Raw genomic sequence first — 23,231 nt, forward strand, 5'->3', positions numbered from 1 at the left:
ATACGTAATCTTCTATTACCGGGATCACAGGGGTTTCGTGCACTATTAACTGCAACGGTACTACCGTAGCACAGTTGGTTGTATTGCCTGTCGCTACAACACGAATATATAACGGCTCCTCTACAGGGGTTACTGGTGTACTCTCGCTGTTGTAGGCTGTCAACTGCGCGGCAGGAATAGCTCCCGTACCATTAGTAGCACCTATTAAAGTAGTATGGTAAGTAACCGTTAAACCTGTTTGCCCGCCAATAACTTCGTTACCCGCAAGAGTAAGGTTAAAAGGAGCAGTAAAATCATTAGGTACACCATCGCACGCTTCAAGCGGTGATGCTGTTCCTACTACAGGAGGAGTATCAATCGTAATACTAAAGAACTTCTCATCTGAACATGAAAAATTTTCATCTCCGTTAGAAGCATATATATAAACAGTTTGTGATTCAGTAATAATCTCTTCAGCAAAAAGCTGTGTACCGTTACCACCACTCTGTGTATAGTAATTACCCACAGTTAATACAGGAAGCGCATAGCCTTCGCAAGCCACTACGTCATCCGGTTGCTCAACAACAGGAGTATCAACTATGGTAACCGTAAAGCTTGTTTGAGCAGTACATGTATTTGGAGCCGTACCTTCCTGTGCAAAAATGTATATGGTTTGAGATTGGGTTATAGAGGTACCTGCATCTAAAAGGTTGCCCTCACCATCAGCTTCGGTATAATAATTACCAACCTGTAGTTCCGGTAAAACATAGCTGTCACAAGCCTGCACATCTTCAACCTCTTCAAGAACCGGCTGAGGGGTAACAGTAATCTGGAAATCCGTTACAGAATAACAGTTCACATCATCTACATTAGTTAAACGAACGTAAATAATTTGTGTTGTAGCAGCAAAAGCATCAGGAGCAGCAATAGCATCTACATTATCCTCGGCAGCATCCGGAGATGTAAAATAGGCCACTACATATTGGGTAGGATCCTGATTACCTAAAACCAAGCCATCCTGTGTAGTAAGATCAAATACTTCTGTACCATTATTATCAGTATCACAAGCAAAAAGATCATTCGGAGTACCTGCCTGTGGTGCAGGATTTACAAATAATGTAAATGATTTAACTATAAAACAACCTGTGTTGTAATCTTCTATTCTGATGAAGATCTCAGTATTATTTGCAGCCGTGTATGCTAACGGAGTAGTAATAAAAGGAAAACCATCTATAGCATCTGCTTCGGTTAAATGGTATGACGTAGCGAATGAATCAGTTGTCTGACCATTCATAAGAATATTTTCGTCGTTTTCCCTTAGGTTAAATACACCGGTAGTACCGCTACCGCATACGGTAAGGTCTAAAGGTTCGGCAACGATAATTTCAGGATAGAAATCAATTACAATATCATCCGATATAAAACAGTCCGGGTTAGATTCAAAATAACCCATAATCGTATAAGTTCCAGGCTCAGATATGGTTAATGTTGGCTCATCATAAAATTCGCCATCCTCATCATATATCCACTCCTCTCCGTTTTTTTGCCATTTAACAAGCATATCGGTGTTAGTAATAGTAGCTTCAATATCGTAGGTATCGCCATAGCAAAGCAATAATGCCTCATTACCAAGGGTAATATCCGGCGGTAACTGCGGCTGGCCAATATCAAAACTTCCGCCTTCTATAAATACCGCAGAGTTAAGGGCACCATCTATTCCATTAGCAATTGTTAACTTAATAGAATAAGTATGGTTAGGCTCTACCGTAGCACTTGCCTGCATTACAACAGTTTGCCCATTAAAGTTAATAGGAGCTGTTGCAGCTGCCGCAAATGTATTATATTGACCAAAGTATGTTGGGTTAGCCGGGGCACAACCTGCACCACCAAGGTGAACAGTAGTTACACCTACAGTTATATTACCCGGAATAGGAAGTACTGCAAGGTTTACAGGAGTTGAAGTACCATTAGTAAGATCTGTAAGAATGAATGCAAATACATCGGTATAAGTACACTCAAAACTTGGCGTACCATATTCTTCTGATGCAAATAAGTAATTAAAGCTAAAGCTGTCTGATACGGGAACGAAATTAAACTTTATCCACGAGGCATCATTGTTAATACCCGGTACATAGGTTTGTATTTCCGGGTCACCCGGCCAAGAGCCGTCAGATAGTGTCTCAATATTAGGGCCATCAACACCCGGATTGCCGGGAGACGGCACTGCATTACCACACGTTAACACAACACCTTCCTGAATTGGGAAAGCACTGTTATTACGGTGAAAGTAAGCAATACCATTATGGCTGCCAAAGTTAGAGCCCGTGCTCCAGGTAACGTTATCTATACCCACACAGTTAACATCTATAAGTACATCTTCTACAAGTTCAGGAACTGTATATTCTGTATTAGATGTAGTTACAAAGTTTCCGCGCGCAGTATCAGAGTCTACACAGCCAGGACATGCAGGTACCGGATCTGGAGTACTGCTTGTTACCACAGCCGTATTGGTTAATGTGCCCACAAAAGATGCATAATCATCCGGGATAAATATCTGCACTGTATAAATTACACTCTCTCCGGCAGCTAATACAGGAATTGTGTTAGAAAAAGAACCGCTGCCTCCTGTGCCATTGCCCGACCATGACATTACATCTATATAGTAAGGCTTATTATCCTGTACAACTACATTATATGCATCGCTTGGACCAGGATTGGTTACCGTAATGGTGTATGTAGTTTGAGAATTTGCAAGGTAAGATGTTTGCCCGTTAGTTTTAAGCGTAACGATATTAGCTAACGGATTTGGAGTTGCTGTAACGGTACAGGTTGTACAGGCAGGAACAGGATCTGGTGTATCGCTGGTTACGTTTACAGTATTAGTGATACTTGCAGTCTGGTCATACCCGCTTGGTATAGGAATAGTAAAAGTATACGTTACCGTAGCGCCGTTTTGCATTAAAGCAATTACATCATTGAGGTTACCTGTGCCACTTGTACCGTTACTACCTATCCATGTTGCCTGTGCAGCAGGAAGTCCGGCAGGAACAACATCGCTCACTACTACGTTTTGCGCAGCGGTAGGGCCGTTGTTGGTTACAGTTATAGTGTATATAGCATTAGTACCGGCAGTATAAGTTGTACCCGACTCTAATGTTTTTGTTGTTACAATATTTGCCGATGAAGCATCGTAATCCGTATCAGAACATTGAGTACATGTTGTATCAGGATCGGCAGTAGTACTTGTAGCACTTGCTGTTAAGGTTAACGCACCTGTATATGCCGCAGGTACTGCTACAGTTATTGTATAAGTTACCGATGCACCATCGGCTAAAGACCCAACCGCATCAGATAAAGCACCTGTGCCGGATGAACTGTTACTACCTGTCCACGTCATGGTTGTACCTGCCGGAACCGGTACAGAAACATTTACTGCCGCAGCAGCTTCCGGGCCATTGTTAGTAACGGTCACGGTATAAACAGCATTGCCACCTGCTGTGTAGGTGGTTTGGTTATCTGTAGTTATTATTACAAGGTTAGCACCTGCATCGGGCACATCAGTATCCGTACACTGAGTACATGCAGGAGTAGGATCTGTAACGTTTGCTACGTAAGAAATTGTATTTACAAGGTTACCGGTAAATGTAGCCGGCACTACTATGGTAACAGTATAGGTAACAGTTTGGCCTACACCAAGAGTTGCTATAGTATTAGCAAGTGCTGTTGAACCTGATGCGTTGTTACCTGTCCATGAGTAAGTAGTTATACCCGCAGGGATAGCATTATTAACCTGTACATTAGTTGCTGCTTCCGGCCCGTTATTGGTAACGGTTACAGTATAAACCACTGTAGAACCCGCCACGTAAGTTGGCTGGTTATCTGTAGTTACAACCTGAATATCACTTTGCGTTTTGTAGGTTACTGTAGGCTGATTAAGCGTAGCGGTATAATCATCCGGTATCTTAATATTAATAGTGTACGACACGGTTTGGTTAACTCCAAGTGTTGCAATAGTATTATTTACCGCAACATTGGTGCCCGATGATCCGTTACTGCCCGTCCACCAAAACTTAGTTATACCAACAGGCATGGGTATACCGGCAGGTATAGGATAGTTAATATTAACGTTTATAGCAGGATCCGGACCATTATTAGTGATCATGACCGTAAACGTAAGCGTTTCGCCCGCAACATAGTTCATGTTAGGGTTGTTGTTAAATACAACAACATCGCTCTGGGCATGAGCCCCAAGCAGGCCTAACAATAAAAACAGGGTTAGTAGTAGTTTCCTCATATAGCAAATTTTAATGTACTTCGATAGTTAAAAAATATTAAATATACCTTAATATAATATTAAAGTATAAAAGTTTCAAATATAGATTATTCGAAATTATTTTACCTGTTAAATTTTAAAAAATCACAAATTAGCTTAAAACGCACAAGATAAATAACTTAATTAATTATATAATTAAACATAACATCTGTAAGACTAAATACCCTACCTGCTTTGTTTAATTTTTTTTATACTAATTTTGCATAAATTTAAGACACATGGAAAATATCACGATAAAGCCCACACAAAATGCCGCTATAGTAAAATTTGAATTCTCTGACTTTATTGCCCAAAAAGGCAACTATGAATTCAAAAATATTGATGACACGGCTAACTCCCCCCTTGCCCGCCAATTGTTTTACCTGCCGTTCGTAAAAACGGTTTACATATCGGGCAACTTTGTAGGGATAGAAAAATATTCTATTGTAGAGTGGGAAGATGTACAGGATGAAGTAGCAAAACAAATTGAAGATTTTGTAAACAATGGAGGGATCATTGTTCAGGAAAGCGAAGTCACTAAAAAGAAATTACCTGCAACCGTATATGTAGAGAGCACCCCTAACCCGGCCGTGCTTAAATTTGTGGCCAACAAGCTGCTTACCAAGACGAGTGCCGAGTTTAAGAACATTGATGAAACAGCTGCTTCGCCCTTGGCTAAGGAACTGTTTAAATTTCCTTTTGTTAAGGAAGTTTTTATTGATGAGAACTACGTATCTATAACTAAATATGCGGTTAATGAATGGGACGAGGTTACACCCGAGGTTCGCTCCTTTATTAAGGTTTACCTTGAAAACGGCAATACAGTTATTGATGAAGAGCTTATACAGAAACTGCCACAGGCCGAAAAACAACAGGAAGCCTATTTTGACAACCTGGATGTAACATCACAAAAGATCATCAATATACTTGAAGAGTATGTAAAACCGGCTGTTCAGGCTGATGGCGGCAACATTGCTTTTGAAAGTTATGATGAAGCCGACAAACGTGTTAAGGTAGTTCTGCAAGGCGCATGTAGCGGATGCCCATCGAGCACGTTTACCTTAAAGAGTGGTATAGAGAATATGCTTAAGGATATGCTTAATGACAACGACATAAAAGTTGAAGCCATAAACGCTTAAAACCAAAAAGGGGCTGTCTTAAAAGTGTCATTCTGAACGAAATGAAATGCAGTGAAGAATCTCAAATCTTTGTTTGTTTCGAGATTCTTCCTTCGTCAGAATGACAAAAGTGCTATTATCAGCACTTTTGAGACAGCCCCTCTTTTTATTTCTTATCTTTCTTAACTTCTTTACCACTATCATCCTTGGCAGGATTTTCGCGTTTTTCTTCTTTAATAACCGTATTGGTTTTTTCGTTGTATTGAGCCTCTTCAATTTTCTGGCCGGTTTTACTAAACACCTTTATTTTAGGATCTTCGTGTGTACCGGTTATTACAATAGGAACCCCTATTAAACCTCCGGGCGGCAAACCAAGGCGCATTTTTATATCCAGCAGTCCATCAAAACTCGTGGTTCCTTTTATAGTTGGCCTAAATACTGCCACCTTAAAAGTAAAAGGATCTATATAAATAACATTATTATTTATCGTAGTCTTTATATTGATGTCTTTAATATTAGGGTTATCAAGCCCTTTTTGTCCTGTTTTAGAACTTACCCCGCCAAACAACTTAAGTCCGCTCACTTTTACATCGCGCACCGATACGGTACCACCACCTTTAAGTGACGGATATATAGGCCCCATATTACCATCAAGGTCACCTTTAATCTGGTAATCTACAGATATTATCCCTTCGGCTTTTTCGGCTGCCGTTACAAGATCATGAAATAAAGGTATTTCGTTATACGCCCTTTTTACATTAAAATCTTTCGCAGTAAAATGCGCGTCAAAATTTGCAGCCATAGCATTTTCATCGTCATAAGTAGCATCAATACCCACATTACAGTCGATGATATTAAAGGTAGTATTTTCTAAAAGTATTTTACCTTTAGTAACTGCTACCTTACCAATGAGCTTATCTAAAACAAGACCGTTATATTCTACCTTATCAGCATTGGCTATAAGCGACACATTTAGATTGGTAGGCACAGCCACTACCCCACTCATTTTAGGGTTTTGTTCTTTAACCTGCTCTACTTCGGGTTTCCTGTCGGTATTTTCGCCTTCTTCCAGCGCCATAAACTCATCTACATTAATAAGTTTTGACTTAAGATTGAAGTTACCGCTAAGCGTACCGTGCGACTCTAAAAAGTAATTAATGGTATTAAGCAAATAGCCGTTCATAGCAAAATCTGACTTGCCATAATGCGCCGTAAACTTATCAAAGTTCATTTTTTCATTATGGAAAGAAAAATATCCCTCGTTAACAAAGAACGGCTTAGGGAAGAGTTCCGATGTTGTTTTAATGTCTTTTAAAACAATCGTACCCTTATTATTCAACTTGCTGTATTGCCCTGTAGTGGCATAGCTTTGCCTGCCTTTAAGGGTAAGGTCGGCTTTGGCATAACCGGTAACATCAAGCCCTTTTTGTTTAAACACTTTATATATCCTTCCAATATTAAGCTCCCCTTTTATGCGGGCATCATAAAACAGGTCATCAAAATCAGATACCGTTGCATTTACATACACCGGGTTACCTTCAAACACAAAAGATGCCGGTGTTATAGCAACCTTTAAATCCTGAAAGGTACCGTTAGTATTAATTACATTGGTTACAAAAGTAATATCGGTAATCGGGTTAGGGTAATAATCGGTTTTTAACCAGCCCTTTTGCAGGTTGATGCCCCCTTTGGTTTTAGGGAACAATTTTTTCTCAGCATTAAAATCTCCGTTAGCGGTAATGTCTGCACGCAGACTGCCGCGCAAATCCATATTAGGCAGGCCAATGGCCTCGTCCAGCATTTTAAGGTCGAGCGACCCCTTAACCTTTGCTTTTACCGCCATAGTGCTAAGGCCCCTGGTTTGCAGCATGGCCGTAAAATAATCTTTATCGCCCAGTTTAAAGTTAAAGGCCTTCAGGTTTATCTTGAGTTTCTCTACATCCAGTGCCGGTAAAAAGGCAGCCAAATCCATTTGGAAATCGGTCAGTTTTGCAGGTGCTTCTTTATACACAATGCCACCATCGCGTACCTTTAGGGTAAAGCCAAGATCGGGTTGTTGATTATTCGCCGCATTGTAGCGCCCTTTAAAACGGAAAAGCAAATCGGCACGGCCGTCAATCTTAGTATCTTCTGCCCAGGTAAGGTATTCCGGCGGCATAACAGAGATAAGGTCCTGCAACGTAGTATTTTCAGATGCAGCGTCAATATCAATCTTATAGCCATCGGCCAATATGGTAAACACACCGGTAAACTCCAGCGGAAGCTTGTTTATTTTAAGCTCATTCTTTTGCAGTATAAATGATAACGCATTGGTATTAATACGGGTTATAAGGTCGGCGTGCAGTTCCTTCTTTTGCAGATAATAGGTATTGGCATACGAAAAATCGATAGAATCGATATTAGCATCAGTTTGTAAATCGAACACATCCTCACTAAGGTCGCCTTTGCCTACATAATTAAAGCCGTGGGCATCTACAAGCATTTTTGCCGAAAGGTCGTTGTACTTAATGTGGCAATTCTCAAAATCTATACGGTCAAGCCTTATAGCAGGGCCTTCGGCATTTGGATCTTTGGGCTGCTTATCTTCCGATACATATACATTATAATTAGCCTCCCCTTTTTCGTTAACCATTACATTTATAAAGGCATCGCTAACATACAGTTCGTCTATTTTTACCTCATTATCAAAAATAAGGCGTTTAAGGTTGATCCCAAAAGCTACCTGGTCAGCAGCAAGTAGGGTATCATTAGCATAGGGTGCCGACCCCTTTAAGGAAAAATCATCCAGCGCTACGGTTAGCGATGGGAAGTGTGTAAAGAACGAGAGTTTTGATTTAGAAAAGTTAAGCTCGCCTGCTAAACTTTTGTTGGCTATTTTTTTAACCTGCTCGCTTACCTGCCCGGGAAACAAGAGCGGAATTAAAAACATAAGCAGGAGTATGAACGCTATAAAAATACCGGTCCATTTTAAAAACTTTAAAACTATTTTTTTTGCGTTTACCTTCATAGCATAAATGTAATACAATTCTTAAAATAAAGATAGCATTTTACTATTAATGTAATTTGCTATTTAACTTAGCCTTAATACAAAACCCTTTAAATGCGGTATATATTTGTAAGTATGCCTTATAAAAGGTAACTTTACAATAATGCCCAACTGAAACCCTATGAAAAGGAAAACACTATTTATTTTAACAATAACAGCCAGTATATTTATGTCGTGCCACAGAGAAAACACATCAGGCAGCATAGGCGAAGATAACCCATTGCTCGCCGTTTGGGATACCCCTTATGATGCACCACCGTTTGATGAAATTAAGAACGAGCACTTTAAGCCCGCCCTGCAGGAGGCCATACGCATACACCAGGGCGAGATAGATGCCATTGCCAACAGCCATGCCCAGCCCAACTTTAAAAATACCATTGAGGCGCTGGAAAACAGTGGATCATTATTAACACGCATTAATACCGTTTTCAACAATCTTAACGTTGCGCATACCAACCCTGAACTGCAGGCGCTTGCACAGGAAATGGCCCCCGAACTTTCTAAACACAATGATGATATTTACCTGAACCAAAAATTATTTGAACGCGTTAAAAGCGTTTGGGATAACCAGATAGGCTTTAAGCTTAACCGTGAAGAGGCTAAGCTGCTTGAAAAGAAATACAAAGCATTTATTAGAAGCGGTGCCAACCTTAACGAGGAGCAAAAGGAAAGGCTGAGAAAAATTAATGAAGAACTGGCCGTGATAGCTCTTAAGTTTGGCGATAACGTACTTGCCGACACCAACAGCTTTGAGTTGGTAGTATCGGATAAAAAAGACCTTGCAGGCCTTCCGCAGGAACTTATTGCAGCTGCCGCCGATGATGCCAAAGCCAAAGGAAAAGAGGGCAAATGGCTGTTTACACTACAAAATGCCAGCGTAATGCCGTTTTTGCAATATGCCGAAAATCGCGACCTGCGCAAAAAGATATGGACTGCCTACCAAAACCGCGGCAATAACGGCAATGCTACCGATAACCGAATTAATATCGTTCAGCTTACTAACCTGCGTGCCGAAAAAGCACGGCTGTTAGGTTACAAGAGCCACGCCCATTTTGTACTGGAGGAGCGCATGGCTAAAACTCCCGAAAAGGTTTATGGGCTCTTAGACCAATTGTGGAAACCGGCACTGGAAAAAGCCAAGATTGAAGAAGCCGACATTAAAAAACTCATGGTTGCCGATGGCATTACCGATGCCGTGCAGCCGTATGACTGGAGGTACTATACAGAGAAGATCCGTAAGCAGCGCTATAATCTTGATGAGCAGGAACTGAAGCCTTACTTTAGCCTTGACAACGTTCGGGAAGGTATTTTTACCGTTGCCGGAAACCTGTACGGACTAAAATTCAGGCAGGTTAAAGATGTACCGGTATACCAAAAAGATGTTACCGCCTGGGAAGTTACCGAAGCCGACGGCAAGCATGTGGGCATACTGTACATGGATTTTTATCCGCGTGAGAGCAAAAAAGGCGGTGCCTGGATGACATCCTACCGCAAAGAGAAAATTCAGGACGGCAAACGCATTGCCCCGATAATATCTATTGTATGCAACTTTACCAAACCTACAGGTGACACCCCTGCTCTGCTTACTTTTGATGAAACCACAACGTTTTTCCACGAGTTTGGACATGCACTGCACGGGTTGCTTAGCAACGTAAATTACGAAAGCCTTTCGGGCACCAGCGTTCCGACTGATTTTGTAGAGCTGCCGTCCCAAATTATGGAGAACTGGGCTGCCGAACCGGAGGTATTAAAGCTATACGCCAAACATTATAAAACAGGCGAGGTAATTCCGGATGAGCTTATAGCTAAATTGCAGGAATCGGCTACGTTCGACCAGGGTTTTGCCACGGTTGAATACCTGGCCGCCACCTACCTTGACCTTGATTACCATGCCCGCACGCAAGACTTAACCCAAAATGTAACACCTTTTGAGGAGGAGAGCATGAAAAAAATAGGGTTAATACCATCTATCATTCCGCGTTACAGGAGTACCTATTACAATCATATTTTTAACGGCGGATATTCTGCCGGATACTATAGTTATATATGGAGCGGCGTGCTTGACACCGATGCTTTTGAAGCATTTAAAGGCACCTCTTTGTTTGATAAGGCTACCGCCAAATCGTTCAGGACAAACATACTGGAGCGCGGCGGCACCCTCGAAGCCGATGCCATGTACAAAGCATTTAGAGGTGCTGAACCATCAATAGAGCCTTTGCTTAGAAAGAGAGGCCTCGAAAAGAAAGCACCGCAACCATTATTGCCCTAATAAAAATGCCCACGAAACAACGTGGGCATTTTTTATATATGTAAGTATTTTTTATCCGTGGTAAACGCGGGAAAATACTATTTTACCATTCTCTACATCAAAAACTTCGGCAATAAGCATGTCTTCTTCACCTTCTACAAAGCGGATGTATTCGCTAAAAACCCTGTAGTTATTTGCTGTAAGGGTCTTTACTTTGTATTGCAATGTAGGCAGCCTGTCGAAAGAATCCTGCCACCATTCGCGCATAGCGCCATGCCCTTTTACGAGTCCGTTAGTTTCAGGTTTCCTAACTTTAAGTTTCGGACTGAAATGCTCGGCATCAACAGCATATAAATTCAGCAAACGGTCTAATTGCCTGTTATTAAAAGCATCAAACCACTGCATGGCAATGTATTCTATATCGCGGGGTTCCATTAAATATTTTTAAGGTTGATTACTTCCTGCTCTGTTAAGAACCTGTAGTTACCACGCGGAAGGTTCTTTTTGGTAAGCCCGGCATATGATACACGGTCTACTTTAAGAACGTCATATTTATAACTTTCAAATATGGCACGTACCACTTTAATATTTTGAGTACGCAGTTTAATACCCACCTCTGTTTTAGGCTGCTCATCTATATAGCTTATCTCATCTACAAACAGGCGGTGGCCATCAAGTGTTACACCGGCAGCAATTTTTTCAAGGTCTTCAAACCTTAAATTCTTATCAAGGGTAACCTGGTATATTTTAAATGATTTTTGGTTTGGCAGGCCAAACTTACGTATCATATCGGTATCGTTAGTAAAAATAAGAAGCCCCGTAGTATTCTTATCCATACGGCCTATAGGCATCAGTTTGCTCTTGCTTGCCCCGCGAATCAGCTCGGCAACATTACGCATATCCATATCCTCATCGCCGCTGGTGGTAAAGTTTTTAGGCTTGTTAAGCAGCACGTATTCTTTTTTCTCAGGGATAATCGTAACCCCATCAAAATCAACTTTATCGCTCAGTTTAACTTTGTAGCCCATCTCTGTAACCACAACACCGTTAACCTTAACGTTACCTGATTTTATATAAATATCGGCATCCCTGCGTGAGCAGGCGCCTGAGTTTGAAATGTATTTGTTTAAACGAAGCTCATCCGGGTTAGATGGCTTTTTAGGTGCAGCCGGTTTGCGTTCGGCCTGTCTTTTTTCATACGCAGGAGAACCTTTTACAAAGCCCGCTTTTTTAGGAGCCGTACCGTCTCCTTCGGCATCAGCCTTTGGTTTAGGCTTCGCTGCCGGTTTCCTTAATTTGTTTAGTGGTTTAGACGGAGACCCGCTCTTTTTCCTGTCATTGCCCCCTCTGCCTGCGCCGCCTTTCCTGCTGTTACCGCTGTTCATAATGCTAAATATTTTTGCAAAGATAGTATTAAATAACAGATAACAACTTTCTGCCGTGCACTAAAACCTGCGGATCTATAAGCACAATGCTAAATACCCCCGCTACAATGAGCACTTTAAGTATATTATGAAGCTGTAAGTACTGGTCGTGAGAGGTAGCTTTCCATAACTGGAAAAGAAAATATACAATAACGATCATGCCCACATAAAAGTAAATATCCATATAGCCCACATCATACACATCTATAAGCAGGTACACGGGTACTACCGTTAAAAAGGTAAGTGTGGTTATAATGGTTTTGCTCATACTTTCACCAAACATTACAGGTATGGTGCGGTAATCGGTTACCAGGTCGCCTTTAATATTCTCAAGGTCTTTAATAAGTTCGCGGGTAAGTATGAGCAGGTATAAAAATGTGGCATGAGCAAAAATTACCTCATAAAAGTTTTTAAAGTACATCAGGATACCAAAAAACGGCAATACCGCTAAAAACGCAGCCGTAAGGTTACCTATTACCGGATATTTTTTTAGCTTGTGCGAATAAAACCAAATAAGGAATATATAAACAGAAAAGAATACAGCTGCCCGCCATGACACTAAAAATGCCAGTAACACCACGATAAAATTAAGCGCGAAATACACTTGTAGCTTGGTACCCTGGCTCACAAGCCTGTCTAACATCGATTTTTTTGGGCGGTTGATAAGGTCTTTTTTGGCATCGTAAAAGTTATTGATGATATACCCCGATGCTATAGTTAGCGATGATGCGAGTACAATAAGGAAAAGGTTTATGTCTAAAATAACATCGAGCGCACGGCTTTCCTTATCTAAAATAAAAATGGCCGAAAGGTACTGCGCCAGCGCAATAACAGGTATGTTATAGCCGCGCACTACAGAAAACAGGCTGAGGATTTTCATCAGTACCAGTTTTGCTTTCCTGGATGCCATAGATTATTTTTAGAAATATAAACTTACTTTTTACAATTGTATTGTAACGTGAATGTAAAGATAAATGTAATTAGCCTTACAATTGTTAATTGCATTAAAAAAGCCTCAATAAATGAGGCCCTATAGTATTTTAAATTATAAGATTTACTTTTTTTCTTTAAGCTTACCACCCATTAGCATTATGGTAACGGTAACAAAAAAGAAGATTACCACGCTAAGCACGTAATAAAGAACCTGCTGTAGTACCGTGTTCTGGTTAAAACCGCTAATATCGGTACCTTTTAAGTATGACAGCAATAGTATGAACGGATATGATGGCAGTATTAAAATAAGCAGCGCAAAAGTTATAAGCGCAACTTTTTTCATGTATATCTTTTTAATCCACAAGGCCTGCGTAAGTAAAAGGCTAAACACCGGCGGCAACCAGTACAGCATCCAGAACTGACCAAACAGCCTGAATTTAAAGATATTCATACCGTCTTTTAATCCGATGGATTCGCTGTAAATAGTATAAGTATCCAGCGCCCAGATGATAAAGTAAAACAACCCTGCTATTCTTACCGCCTGTACAGCCGTTAAAATAAAAATATTTTTAGCTTCTACCGTTTTAAGGTTAGATGTTTTTAGCAAACTAAAGATGGGAATTACAATACCAAAACCTATTAGTATGGACTGTAATATTGTACCGAGTATTGTATGGATTTGCTGCACGTATTAAAACTGGTAAACTACCTCTACTTTATGGCCGGTTAATGCATTTTTGGCTTTTTCAATATCGGGCGCAAAGCCTAATATGTAGCCACCGCCACCGCTACCACATAGTTTAAGGTAATAATCGTTGGTTTCGATACCTTTTTGCCAAAGTTCATGAAACTGGACCGGTATCATGGGCTTAAAGTTGTTGTATACAACCTTAGATAATTTTTTTGTATTTGAGAAAAGTGCCTTAACATCGCCATGCAAAAAGCTTTCGATAGAAGCATCGGTGTATTTAAGGAACTGGTTTTTAACCATTGCACGGAAACCTTTGTCTTTAAGGCTTTCCATAAACAGCTGCACCATTGGCGCGGTCTCTTTTACAATACCTGAGTCTAAAAGGAAAATTGCCCCTTTACCTTCAAGGTTTTGCATTGGTATACCGGTAGCCTCTATACTATCATGTGAGTTGATAAGTATTGGGATGCTAAGGTAACTGTTAAGCGGGTCTAAGCCAGAGCTGGTGCCGTGAAAGTACGACTCCATCCTGCTGAATATTTTTTTAAGCGTAAGGAGTTTTTCCTGCGTTAAATTTTCGAGAATTGTAATTTTATTGTTAGCATACTGATCGTAAATTGCTGCCACAAGCGCACCACTACTTCCTATGCCATAGCCCTGCGGTATACTGCTGTCAAAATACATACCTGCCTCTACATTAAGTTTTAGCGTAGCAAGGTCAAACGTAACCAAGCCCGGCTCTTCGGCCTGTAGTTGCTCTAACCAGGTAACAAAACCCCTAAGGCTCTGGTTACTTTTTTTAGCAAGCTCAGTTTCAGAATCATCTACCCTGAGGCCGCCGTTGTAAAAATTATAAGGAATAGACAAACCTTTGGAGCCTTTGTTAATGCCGTGTTCTCCAAAAAGCAATATTTTTGAATAAAATAAGGGTCCTTTCATTGTAAGCGTATGTATCTATTTATATATAAAGGTACGTAAAAATTGGTTACATGGGTTTGCTTAACAAATGTTTAAGCTATCAAAACCGCCCCTGCCCCAATTTTGTCGCAAAGGTACTGACTGTTTTGGCAATAGCCAAGCAAATTATCCTTAATAAAAGCCAAAACTTTTACGCTAACGTTTTCAGGATAAAGAATATGTACATTGGCACCGGCATCAAGCGTAAAACACACAGGTATAGCGGTTTCTGCCCTAAATTTCCAAATTGCATTTATAATTTCCAGCGTGTTGGGCTTCATCAATATAAAGTACGGCTGCGATGTCATCATCATGGCATGCAGGGTTAGTGCTTCGCTTTCTGTAATTTTAATAAATGCTTCCACATCGCCCAATGTAAGCGCAGCTTTTAGCGCCGATAAATTTTCGTGTGCCTGTGCGAAACGCCTTTCGGCATACGGGTGGTTGTGCATCAGGTCGTGCCCAAGGGTACTGCTCACCTGTTTTTCGCCTTTATCGACCAGTAAAATAGTGTCCTGATAGTCTTTAAAAACATCATGGACCTCAGCAGTAAAGGGCACCCCAAATAAATCAGAACTACCTTCAATCTCCGCATGTTCTCCCCAAACTACTACACTGCCTTTAACGCTTCGGCAGGCAGAACCCGACCCTAAACGGGCTAAAAACGATGCTTTTTGGTAAAAGTAATCATCGGTCATTTCCGGATTCAGCAAGCGTTCCAAACTCATAAGGTTCATGGCCAGTGCCGCCATGCCCGAGGCAGACGACGCTATACCAGAGCTGTGCGGAAACGTGTTTTGGGTATCGATAGTAAAATGATAGTTGTTTAAAAACGGAAGATACACCGCTACCCTTTCAAAGAATTTCTCAATTTTGGGCCTAAAACTTTCTTTAGGTTGTCCTTCAAACAACAGGTCGAAAGAAAAAGCATCACTGCTTTGTTTCTTTTCAAAACCAAGCTTAGTAATAGTTTTGCAGTTGTTTAGCGTAAAACTTATGGATGGGTTAGCCGGAATTTGATTGGCTTTTTTACCCCAGTATTTTACAAGGGCTATGTTGCTGGGCGCACTCCACTCGAAGTTGCCGTTAGCTACCGTGTTTGTGTAGGCTGAGGGTATAAAATCCTGTTCGGACACCATGTTTTTAAATTTTTAGCAAAGATACCATTTTAATTCAGACACAAATTTCACGAATTTTCACGAATTACAATTGGTGAAAATTAGAAGTAATACTATCAAGATGTATGTTTCGATTTAAAACTTTGTGAAATTGGTGTGATTCGTGGCAGAAATGATATTCATAACAACTAAATTTGCCTGTAATAAACCTCAACCTAATGTCTAAAACATATAAAATACTTGTAATGGTGGTTACGTGCCTGGCTGTTGGCTACCTGTCCAGCCAGTTTACACAAGAAAGCGTAAATACCTGGTACACTACCATAAACAAACCTTCGTTTACGCCACCCAACTGGGCTTTCCCGGTGGCATGGACAACCCTTTATATATTTATGGGCGTTGCCGCCGGACTGGTATGGAGCCGTATTGAAATTGAGCACGACACCGCAAAAAAAGGACTGACTTTTTTCGCCATACAGCTTGTGCTGAACGGCTTGTGGTCGTATTTGTTTTTCGGGCTGCACAACCCGCTTTTAGCCTTTATAGAAATTGTATTGCTATGGCTGATGATCTACGAAACTTATGCCCAGTTTACCAAAGTAAGCAAAATAGCCGGTTACTTATTTATACCCTACATTGCCTGGGTTAGCTATGCTATGGTACTTAACGGCGCCATTTGGTGGCTGAATAAATAGTTTAGAGCGCAGTCTCTTTTTACAAATAGCTACATTTTATAAAGGAGGTGCCTGCCATTACATTTCTCTGCAAAGTTACGACACTATAATACAAAAATTACTGAAGCCGTTGCTTCAGTAATTTTTATAATAGCCGGATTTTAATAATTGCGATTTTGCCTGCCCTTTATCTAATTGCCGCTAAATTATTATACACACTCTTTTAGATTATAGTAAAAAGCACAATATTTTTTGCACCTAAAGTGAAATATTAAAATTTAAGCATTGATTATCAGTAACTTAAAATGGGTGCTTTTATGCATTCCAAAATCCAAAAGTGAAATATTAAGCACTTTTTAAAACCGGGCATTTTTGTAAATCAGTATACATGCATTTTTTAGTCAGGATAATCTTATATGGATAGTTTACCTCTAATTTTTTAAGATGATGTAATAATCCCATTCGGCAGGATTGCCAAAACCTACGCTTGGCGTGTACAAAAATACATTTACTTTAGCAGTTGGATTGGCCTCTCTATATTCTTTAACTATTTGCAGGTTATCAACTGCATTCCATAATGGCTCATATGCTATGTTTTCGGGGTATTCATAACCTGTGTAGTTAATCATTTGAAAATCATCTAAATCAGGCATAGCAACTGTATTTCCTATAGCTGGGAATGACAAAACTCCGTCTATCGCTTCAGGAAAAGTGCGTTCGCCGGTACCCATCCAAATAATGCCTCCGGCAAAGAGGGGTTGGTTTAGCTCATCATATTTTAGTGTAATATCCCCAAAATCGCCCGGTGAATTGTAATCGTAACTAATGGTAAAGTCATCTGCCTCGGGAAAAGTAAGCTCTTTACCGCCCTCAAAAGCATTGGTTAAATAATCTACCTGTAGCAGCACTACTTTGTTTTGAGCACTGTCGCTTACGGTTGTTGAATCATCGCCGGTACAAGACATAGCAAATATGCCGATAATTGTAAGTAAAAGTATTTTTTTCATGGTATATGGTTTATTATTAGATGATAACAAATGTAAAAGGTTGCGTGCTGAATGAAGTTTTTCTTACATTTGAGCAAAACAATACATATTAAAAAAGTTAAAATTACTATCCTAACGCAACGTTTACGGTATCATTTGCATCTATAAGGCAGAATTAAACACAACAGCTATGAAACTTAATTTTTTATCTAAACTGGCGCTGGGTATTGGCGCTTTATTATCTTTTGCCTCCTGCGATCTTGATGATGATGTTAATAACAATTACACTCCTTTAGTTCCGGATACCGCCTATGGAGTTATTGCAAATGCCAGCCCAAACTCCGGCGACTTGTACTTTTATGCAGATGCGAACCTTATAAACAATTCGGCCCTGAATTTTGGATCGGCCAATGGGTATTATAATTTTTACACAGGAGATCGGGTATTGACAGTTAAGAACGATGCGGGAACAACATTGGCAACTTCTAACATTACGCTTACTGCAGGCCAATACTTTAGTGCTTTTGCCGTAAACACTTTTGAGGACATTGAGTTGGTTACTTATCAGGATTCGTTGGAATATCCCGCAGCTAACCACGCTTATGTACGCTTTATTAACCTTTCTCCTGATTCTGAAGGTGTAACTGTTACTACAACCAGCCAAAACTTTGCAACCGGACTTGAATTTAAAGCTGCAACTGATTTTATAGATGTAACAAGTGGAAGCCACGCCTTTACATTTACCGATACCGCTACCGTTGAAACATTATTTACCACTGCTACCTATGATTTATACCCAGGAAGCATATACACTATATATACCAAAGGTTTTGTAACTCCACCAACTGGCAGCAATGATACCTTTAGCACTGAATTACTACGGAATTATTAATTTGTGAATTCTATTTTAAACAGGAAGAGACGCTTTATGGCGTCTCTTTTTATTATTTATTACACAAAAATTGCTACATTGTAACAACAGCGATGCTTTCAGCAGCTATAAAACCACCCGTCCAGGCATTTTGAAAGTTAAAGCCCCCTGTTATCGCATCTATATTTAAAACCTCCCCTGCAAAGTACAGGTTCTCTACCCTGCGGCTTTCCATCGTTTTAAAGTTCACTTCTTTAAGTTCTACACCTCCGGCGGTTACAAATTCTTCTTTAAATGTGCTCTTGCCATTTACCTGAAATTCGCCATTTACTAACTGATTAGCCAATGCCTGCAATTGGTTTTTAGTCAAATCTGCCCACTTGGTTTCAGGTAAAATTCCGGCTGCTGTCACAAGGCTTTCCCATAACCGATTAGGAAAATCAAAAGGCGATTTCTTACCTACCGCTTTTTTTGCGTGCACCTGTTTGAGTTCTTTCAGGAGAACATCGCATTCTTCAATGTCCACATCATTAAGCCAGTTTACCTGAAGTGCGAACTGGTAGTTTTTATCAAACAACTCTCGTGCTCCCCATGCTGATAAACGCAGTATGCCCGGCCCGCTCATACCCCAATGGGTTATAAGTAACGGACCCGAAGCCTCCAACTTTGATTTTTTGACTTTTACTGTGGCTAAAGCCGAAACACCCATAAGGTCTTTTATCCTTGGGTCTTTTATATTAAAGGTAAATAATGATGGCACCGGCGGGACAATGGTATGCCCTAATTCCTGCATCATATCCCACATTTTAGGATTACTGCCTGTTGCCATCACCAGTTTACCGGCTAAAAAAGTATCGTTTTGGGTTGTGATCTTCCAATGCGAGTCCGATCTGTAAAGCGATTGTATGCTCTCTCCCGTTAGTATATGTATACCCAGTTTTTTAGTTTCTGATAAAAAACAATCTATAATTGTTTGGGAGCTATCAGACACCGGGAACATACGCCCATCTTCCTCAATTTTAAGCTCCACACCGCGTTTTTCAAACCATTCTATAGTATCGCCGCTGCAAAAGCGGTTAAAGGGCCCACGCAGCTCCTTTTCGCCGCGTGGGTAAAATCTAACCAGGTCATCGGGAATAAAACAGGCGTGGGTAACATTGCATCTGCCCCCACCCGAAACACGCACTTTAGAGAGTACTTCTTTACCTCGCTCTAAAATGGCTATTTTAAGTTTTGGGTTAACACTGGCAACATTAATAGCCGTAAAAAATCCGGCGGCACCGCCCCCGGCTATTATAACATCGTAACTTTTACTCATAATCGTTCGGGATAGTCTGATATTATGCCATCAACACCATAGGCTTTTATGCGGTCTATATCTTCTTGTTCATTCATGGTCCAGGTATACACTTTAAGCCCCGCCTGCTGTGCTTTATGTACATTACTTTCGGTAAGCAGCGTAAAGTGCGGGTGTATGGCTTTGGCATGAAATTCCTGCGCCCATTGCCATGCCTGAGTAACACTGGCCTGCGTTAGGACCCCTAGCGGAATTTTAGCATTGATCTCGCTCATAACCTGTAACTCCTCCCGCTGAAAGCTGGACACTATAAAATCGGTATATGCATATCCTTTATCAGCCACATAGGCATCTACAAATTCGCTTACAGGCTTTGCTGTATGGCGGCCCTTCATTTCTATGTTTACAAAGCATTTTTTACCAACCAGGTCAAACACTTCATCAAGCGTTGGTATGGCATGCTCTTCATCTATGGTTAGCGCTTTCAATTCGTCAAGCGTCATTTTATGTACTTCGCCGCTGCCGTTGGTAACACGGTCTACGGTAAAATCATGAATAACCACTAACTCTCCGGTTGCGCATACGTGCACATCCAGTTCTATACCATCGGCACCTAACTCTAATGCCTTCGCAAAAGAAGCCAGCGTATTTTCGGGTAAATGGCCCTTAGCACCACGATGCCCTATTTTTAGGAATGCTGCCATAGTTTTATTTTTTGTAAAGATAGGAGTTAACAAATAAAAAGAAGCAGTCTTAAAACTGAGGAGACTTGCTTTTTATTTTTTTATGAAAAGTTTACTTTTAAATAAGTTTAAGTATTGATTTTTAATATATTAAACAAACAGATTTAAGCTTATAATCAAACACAGTCAACTCTTATCCTCATTCTTTTGAAGAATTAGTCCCTGAGTAGTACCCTTTCTTATCGCTAATTCAGTTTAGATGAATAAATCCCCAACTGTTACTTGAAGCCCTCGGTAAGGAAGGTTATGGTTTATAGTTATAATCGCGAAGTAACTCAAAAAAAGAAAACACTGCTCTGCCGATGTAGAACCTGTGTTTTTATAGCTCCTACACAACAACAATTTTAAGAGGGCTTGAAAAGGTAGAATTAGGATTAATGGCTTTGGCGAACAAACCTTGAGAAGGAAATAGCGCATAATCCCTTAAAAAATATAATATCGTAAGACACTAATGAAAAAACCGCCTCAATTGAGAATTGAGACGGCTTCATTTTTTGTGGAGAATATCGGAGTCGAACCGATGACCTCTTGCATGCCATGCAAGCGCTCTAGCCAGCTGAGCTAATCCCCCGTTTTGAGATGGCAAATATAACATAAAAGCCGGAACTTACAAATACAATATAAAGTTTTTACAAAACTGCATTTAGTTTTATCAATTGCATTATTTTTACTTTAAAATTATCAATATGGCAACCACGCAACGAGTTGACGGCTCATTATATACAAAAATTGAAAACAGGATAGCTACTATAGAATTTGGCCATCCGGCAAGCAACTCATTTCCGGGCATCTTATTAGCGCGGCTAACCGAAGCTATAAATACGCTAAGCAACAACCCTGATGTTAGCATTATTGTATTAAAAAGTGAGGGCGAAGCTGCGTTTTGTGCAGGTGCATCGTTTAACGAGTTGCTGGCGGTTTCTACTTTAGATGAGGGCGCTGTATTTTTTGGAGGCTTTGCCAACGTGATAAATACCATGCGTAACTGTTCTAAGCTCATTATAGGGCGTATACAGGGCAAGGCAGTTGGCGGCGGCGTAGGGCTTGCAGCAGCGTGCGATTATGCCTTAGCAACCGAGGGCAGTGCCATTAAACTATCAGAATTTACCATTGGCATAGGCCCGTTTGTTATTGCCCCTGCCGTAGAACGTAAAATGGGCAAGGCCGCTTTAAGCGAATTAACCCTTGCCGCCCAGGAATGGAAAAATGCCTACTGGGCACAGGAAAAAGGTTTGTATGCCAAGGTTTTTGAGACCATTAAAGAGCTGGATACCGAACTGGATATTTTCACATCGAAGCTTGCCTCGTATAATCCTGAGGCATTAGCCGCTATGAAACAGGTTTTGTGGGAAGGCACTGATGATTGGGATACACTCTTAGCCGACCGCGCAAAAATATCAGGCAGGCTTGTGCTATCCGATTTTTCAAGGCAGGCATTGGCAAAATTAAAACCTTAGTACGAACGTGTTTTAAGCCAGCCGGTAATACTCAGGCGCTTTTGTTTTACTGGCTTTACCTCGTGCTCCAGCACCTGGCTTTCAAACACTACTACCCTGCCTTTTACAGGATAAATATCCAGTGCTTTTTCGGTACCGCTTTCATTAAGATATAGGGTAAGTTCTCCGCCATATTCAGGCTTCCAGTCCTCATCGTTTAAGTAGCAAACCATAGAGAGCTTACGGCTGCTGTCGTTTTGAAATGTGTCTAAATGCCTCTTATAAAAGGTACCTTCCGGGTACAGCGCATAATGAAATTCCTGCTTTGCAATGCCCATATAACAGGTACGATTTAAGTACTGGGTAAAATCCTGAATGGTATCAAAAAAATCTTTTTCGGCACCAGTAGCATTTGCTTCATCCAGCCACAAAATATAATCTCCGCGTACAGCACTCTGCACCTGCTCATTCGCCTGGTTGCCAATAGCCGACTTTTTAAAGCGTTCGGCTTCAAATTTAGCCAGCAGCCCCTCGCGTAGCCCCTGTACTTCAGTATCTGTAAAAAAGCCATCTACAATACTATATTTCTGTTCCGAAAGGTCATCTATTACCTTTTCATACAAAGGGTTCAGGGTAAATTCATCCATTTTAATGAGGTTTAAAGAGCACTCAAAGATAATCGTAAAACCAATAGATTGGCTCACCTGCACAACCAAGGCTATTATTTAGTAAATTTGCAGCCTTAAAGGCATACAAATGAGCAAAATCAGGATTACCAAGCAGTTTACTTTCGAAACCGGACACGCCCTTTACGGGTACGATGGCAAATGCAAAAACGTGCACGGCCATAGTTACAAACTGTCGGTTACCGTGATAGGCTCACCTATAACCGATTCTACCAATGTAAAATACGGTATGGTTATCGACTTTGGCGATCTTAAAAAAATAGTAAAGGAAGAAATTGTAGATATTTTTGACCATGCTACCGTTTTTAACCAAAACACACCACACATTGAGCTTGCTAACGAGCTAAAAAGCCGCGACCATCATGTTATTTTGGTAGATTACCAGCCCACCAGCGAAAATATGGTGATTGATTTTGCAAAAAAAATTAAAGACCGCCTGCCTAATAATATCAACCTGCACTCCCTAAGGCTACAGGAAACCGAAACTTCTTTCGCAGAATGGTTTCAAAGCGATAATTTATAGGAATATCTTTTAAATTCGGCTAAAGCCGAGATCCCATTTCCACTCATAACCCTTTGGCTGTAGCCAAAGCCAACATAGTTTACACTCAATTCACAGATTGTTATTATTTGCATCTGTTGCCCGTGGCTTAAGCCACGGGATCAAGGTATGCAGGGCAAGCGGCTTTAGCCGAATATAAATACATACCGC

The 23,231-nt window shown here is 40.6% G+C and carries 18 protein-coding genes and 1 tRNA gene; 6 read left to right on the top strand and 13 right to left on the bottom strand.

The window, feature by feature from the left end:
* Nucleotides 1-4,273 (bottom strand): choice-of-anchor L domain-containing protein (locus FMM05_RS20465; protein WP_143375291.1); only part of this gene is annotated, 4,273 nt, incomplete at its 3' end.
* Between the two features lie 257 nt (nucleotides 4,274-4,530).
* On the opposite strand from FMM05_RS20465, the gene FMM05_RS20470 reads away from it, so the two are divergent.
* The gene (locus FMM05_RS20470) at nucleotides 4,531-5,430 is read left to right on the top strand and encodes a NifU family protein (protein WP_143375292.1); all 900 of its coding nucleotides are present in this window, start codon (nucleotides 4,531-4,533) and stop codon (nucleotides 5,428-5,430) included.
* A 145-nt stretch (nucleotides 5,431-5,575) separates the two neighbouring features.
* Here the strand turns inward: FMM05_RS20470 and FMM05_RS20475 are convergent, their stop codons facing one another.
* Nucleotides 5,576-8,416: an AsmA family protein gene (locus FMM05_RS20475; RefSeq protein WP_143375293.1), complete on the bottom strand. Its 2,841-nt coding sequence runs from the start codon at nucleotides 8,414-8,416 to the stop codon at nucleotides 5,576-5,578.
* Nucleotides 8,417-8,576: 160 nt separating this feature from the next.
* Here FMM05_RS20475 and FMM05_RS20480 point away from each other — a divergent pair, with 160 nt between their 5' ends.
* On the top strand, nucleotides 8,577-10,724 hold the full coding sequence (locus tag FMM05_RS20480; protein ID WP_143375294.1) for a M3 family metallopeptidase: 2,148 nt from the start codon (nucleotides 8,577-8,579) through the stop codon (nucleotides 10,722-10,724).
* Between the two features lie 51 nt (nucleotides 10,725-10,775).
* Here the strand turns inward: FMM05_RS20480 and FMM05_RS20485 are convergent, their stop codons facing one another.
* From FMM05_RS20485 to FMM05_RS20510, 6 genes are all read right to left on the bottom strand, one after another.
* Nucleotides 10,776-11,138, bottom strand: coding sequence for a nuclear transport factor 2 family protein (locus FMM05_RS20485; protein ID WP_143375295.1), 363 nt, complete (start codon nucleotides 11,136-11,138; stop codon nucleotides 10,776-10,778).
* Nucleotides 11,138-12,088 carry a pseudouridine synthase gene (locus tag FMM05_RS20490; protein ID WP_143375296.1) on the bottom strand — a complete coding sequence of 317 codons (951 nt, stop codon included), beginning with the start codon at nucleotides 12,086-12,088 and terminating at the stop codon, nucleotides 11,138-11,140. The genes FMM05_RS20485 and FMM05_RS20490 overlap by 1 nt, the downstream gene beginning before the upstream one ends.
* Before the next feature lie 28 nt (nucleotides 12,089-12,116).
* Entirely contained in the window at nucleotides 12,117-13,037 is a 921-nt protein-coding gene (locus tag FMM05_RS20495; protein WP_143375297.1) for a geranylgeranylglycerol-phosphate geranylgeranyltransferase, read from the bottom strand.
* A gap of 144 nt (nucleotides 13,038-13,181) precedes the next feature.
* On the bottom strand, nucleotides 13,182-13,748 hold the full coding sequence (locus FMM05_RS20500; RefSeq protein ID WP_143375298.1) for a hypothetical protein: 567 nt from the start codon (nucleotides 13,746-13,748) through the stop codon (nucleotides 13,182-13,184).
* A gap of 3 nt (nucleotides 13,749-13,751) precedes the next feature.
* Nucleotides 13,752-14,690 carry a mevalonate kinase family protein gene (locus FMM05_RS20505; protein WP_143375299.1) on the bottom strand — a complete coding sequence of 313 codons (939 nt, stop codon included), beginning with the start codon at nucleotides 14,688-14,690 and terminating at the stop codon, nucleotides 13,752-13,754.
* A gap of 71 nt (nucleotides 14,691-14,761) precedes the next feature.
* The gene (locus FMM05_RS20510; RefSeq protein WP_143375300.1) at nucleotides 14,762-15,847 is read right to left on the bottom strand and encodes a diphosphomevalonate/mevalonate 3,5-bisphosphate decarboxylase family protein; all 1,086 of its coding nucleotides are present in this window, start codon (nucleotides 15,845-15,847) and stop codon (nucleotides 14,762-14,764) included.
* Nucleotides 15,848-16,044: 197 nt separating this feature from the next.
* On the opposite strand from FMM05_RS20510, the gene FMM05_RS20515 reads away from it, so the two are divergent.
* Complete coding sequence (locus tag FMM05_RS20515) at nucleotides 16,045-16,521, top strand: TspO/MBR family protein (RefSeq protein WP_143375301.1); 477 nt, start codon at nucleotides 16,045-16,047, stop codon at nucleotides 16,519-16,521.
* A gap of 410 nt (nucleotides 16,522-16,931) precedes the next feature.
* Here FMM05_RS20515 and FMM05_RS20520 read toward each other — a convergent pair whose 3' ends face one another.
* Nucleotides 16,932-17,507: a hypothetical protein gene (locus FMM05_RS20520; protein ID WP_143375302.1), complete on the bottom strand. Its 576-nt coding sequence runs from the start codon at nucleotides 17,505-17,507 to the stop codon at nucleotides 16,932-16,934.
* Nucleotides 17,508-17,676: 169 nt separating this feature from the next.
* Between FMM05_RS20520 and FMM05_RS20525 the strand changes: the two genes are divergently transcribed.
* On the top strand, nucleotides 17,677-18,378 hold the full coding sequence (locus FMM05_RS20525) for a DUF4397 domain-containing protein (protein ID WP_143375303.1): 702 nt from the start codon (nucleotides 17,677-17,679) through the stop codon (nucleotides 18,376-18,378).
* A 73-nt stretch (nucleotides 18,379-18,451) separates the two neighbouring features.
* On the opposite strand, the gene FMM05_RS20530 is transcribed toward FMM05_RS20525, so the two are convergent.
* The 3 genes from FMM05_RS20530 to FMM05_RS20540 form a co-directional block, all read right to left on the bottom strand.
* A complete protein-coding gene (locus tag FMM05_RS20530; RefSeq protein WP_143375304.1) occupies nucleotides 18,452-19,675 on the bottom strand; it encodes a BaiN/RdsA family NAD(P)/FAD-dependent oxidoreductase in 1,224 nt (407 codons plus the stop codon).
* Nucleotides 19,672-20,358: a glycerophosphodiester phosphodiesterase gene (locus FMM05_RS20535; protein ID WP_143375305.1), complete on the bottom strand. Its 687-nt coding sequence runs from the start codon at nucleotides 20,356-20,358 to the stop codon at nucleotides 19,672-19,674. Before FMM05_RS20535 ends, FMM05_RS20530 begins: the two co-directional genes overlap by 4 nt.
* A gap of 536 nt (nucleotides 20,359-20,894) precedes the next feature.
* Nucleotides 20,895-20,968 (bottom strand) — tRNA-Ala (locus tag FMM05_RS20540).
* Nucleotides 20,969-21,083: 115 nt separating this feature from the next.
* On the opposite strand from FMM05_RS20540, the gene FMM05_RS20545 reads away from it, so the two are divergent.
* Nucleotides 21,084-21,854, top strand: coding sequence for an enoyl-CoA hydratase/isomerase family protein (locus FMM05_RS20545; RefSeq protein ID WP_143375306.1), 771 nt, complete (start codon nucleotides 21,084-21,086; stop codon nucleotides 21,852-21,854).
* Here the strand turns inward: FMM05_RS20545 and FMM05_RS20550 are convergent.
* On the bottom strand, nucleotides 21,851-22,480 hold the full coding sequence (locus FMM05_RS20550) for a 2OG-Fe(II) oxygenase (RefSeq protein ID WP_143375307.1): 630 nt from the start codon (nucleotides 22,478-22,480) through the stop codon (nucleotides 21,851-21,853). The genes FMM05_RS20545 and FMM05_RS20550 overlap by 4 nt on opposite strands.
* Nucleotides 22,481-22,589: 109 nt before the next feature.
* Here FMM05_RS20550 and FMM05_RS20555 point away from each other — a divergent pair, with 109 nt between their 5' ends.
* Nucleotides 22,590-23,042, top strand: a complete 453-nt coding sequence (locus tag FMM05_RS20555) for a 6-pyruvoyl trahydropterin synthase family protein (protein ID WP_143375308.1) — start codon at nucleotides 22,590-22,592, stop codon at nucleotides 23,040-23,042.
* The last annotated feature ends 189 nt before the right edge of the window (nucleotides 23,043-23,231 follow it).

It is taken from the genome of Flavobacterium zepuense, from assembly GCF_007097145.1.
Classification (GTDB): domain Bacteria; phylum Bacteroidota; class Bacteroidia; order Flavobacteriales; family Flavobacteriaceae; genus Flavobacterium; species Flavobacterium zepuense.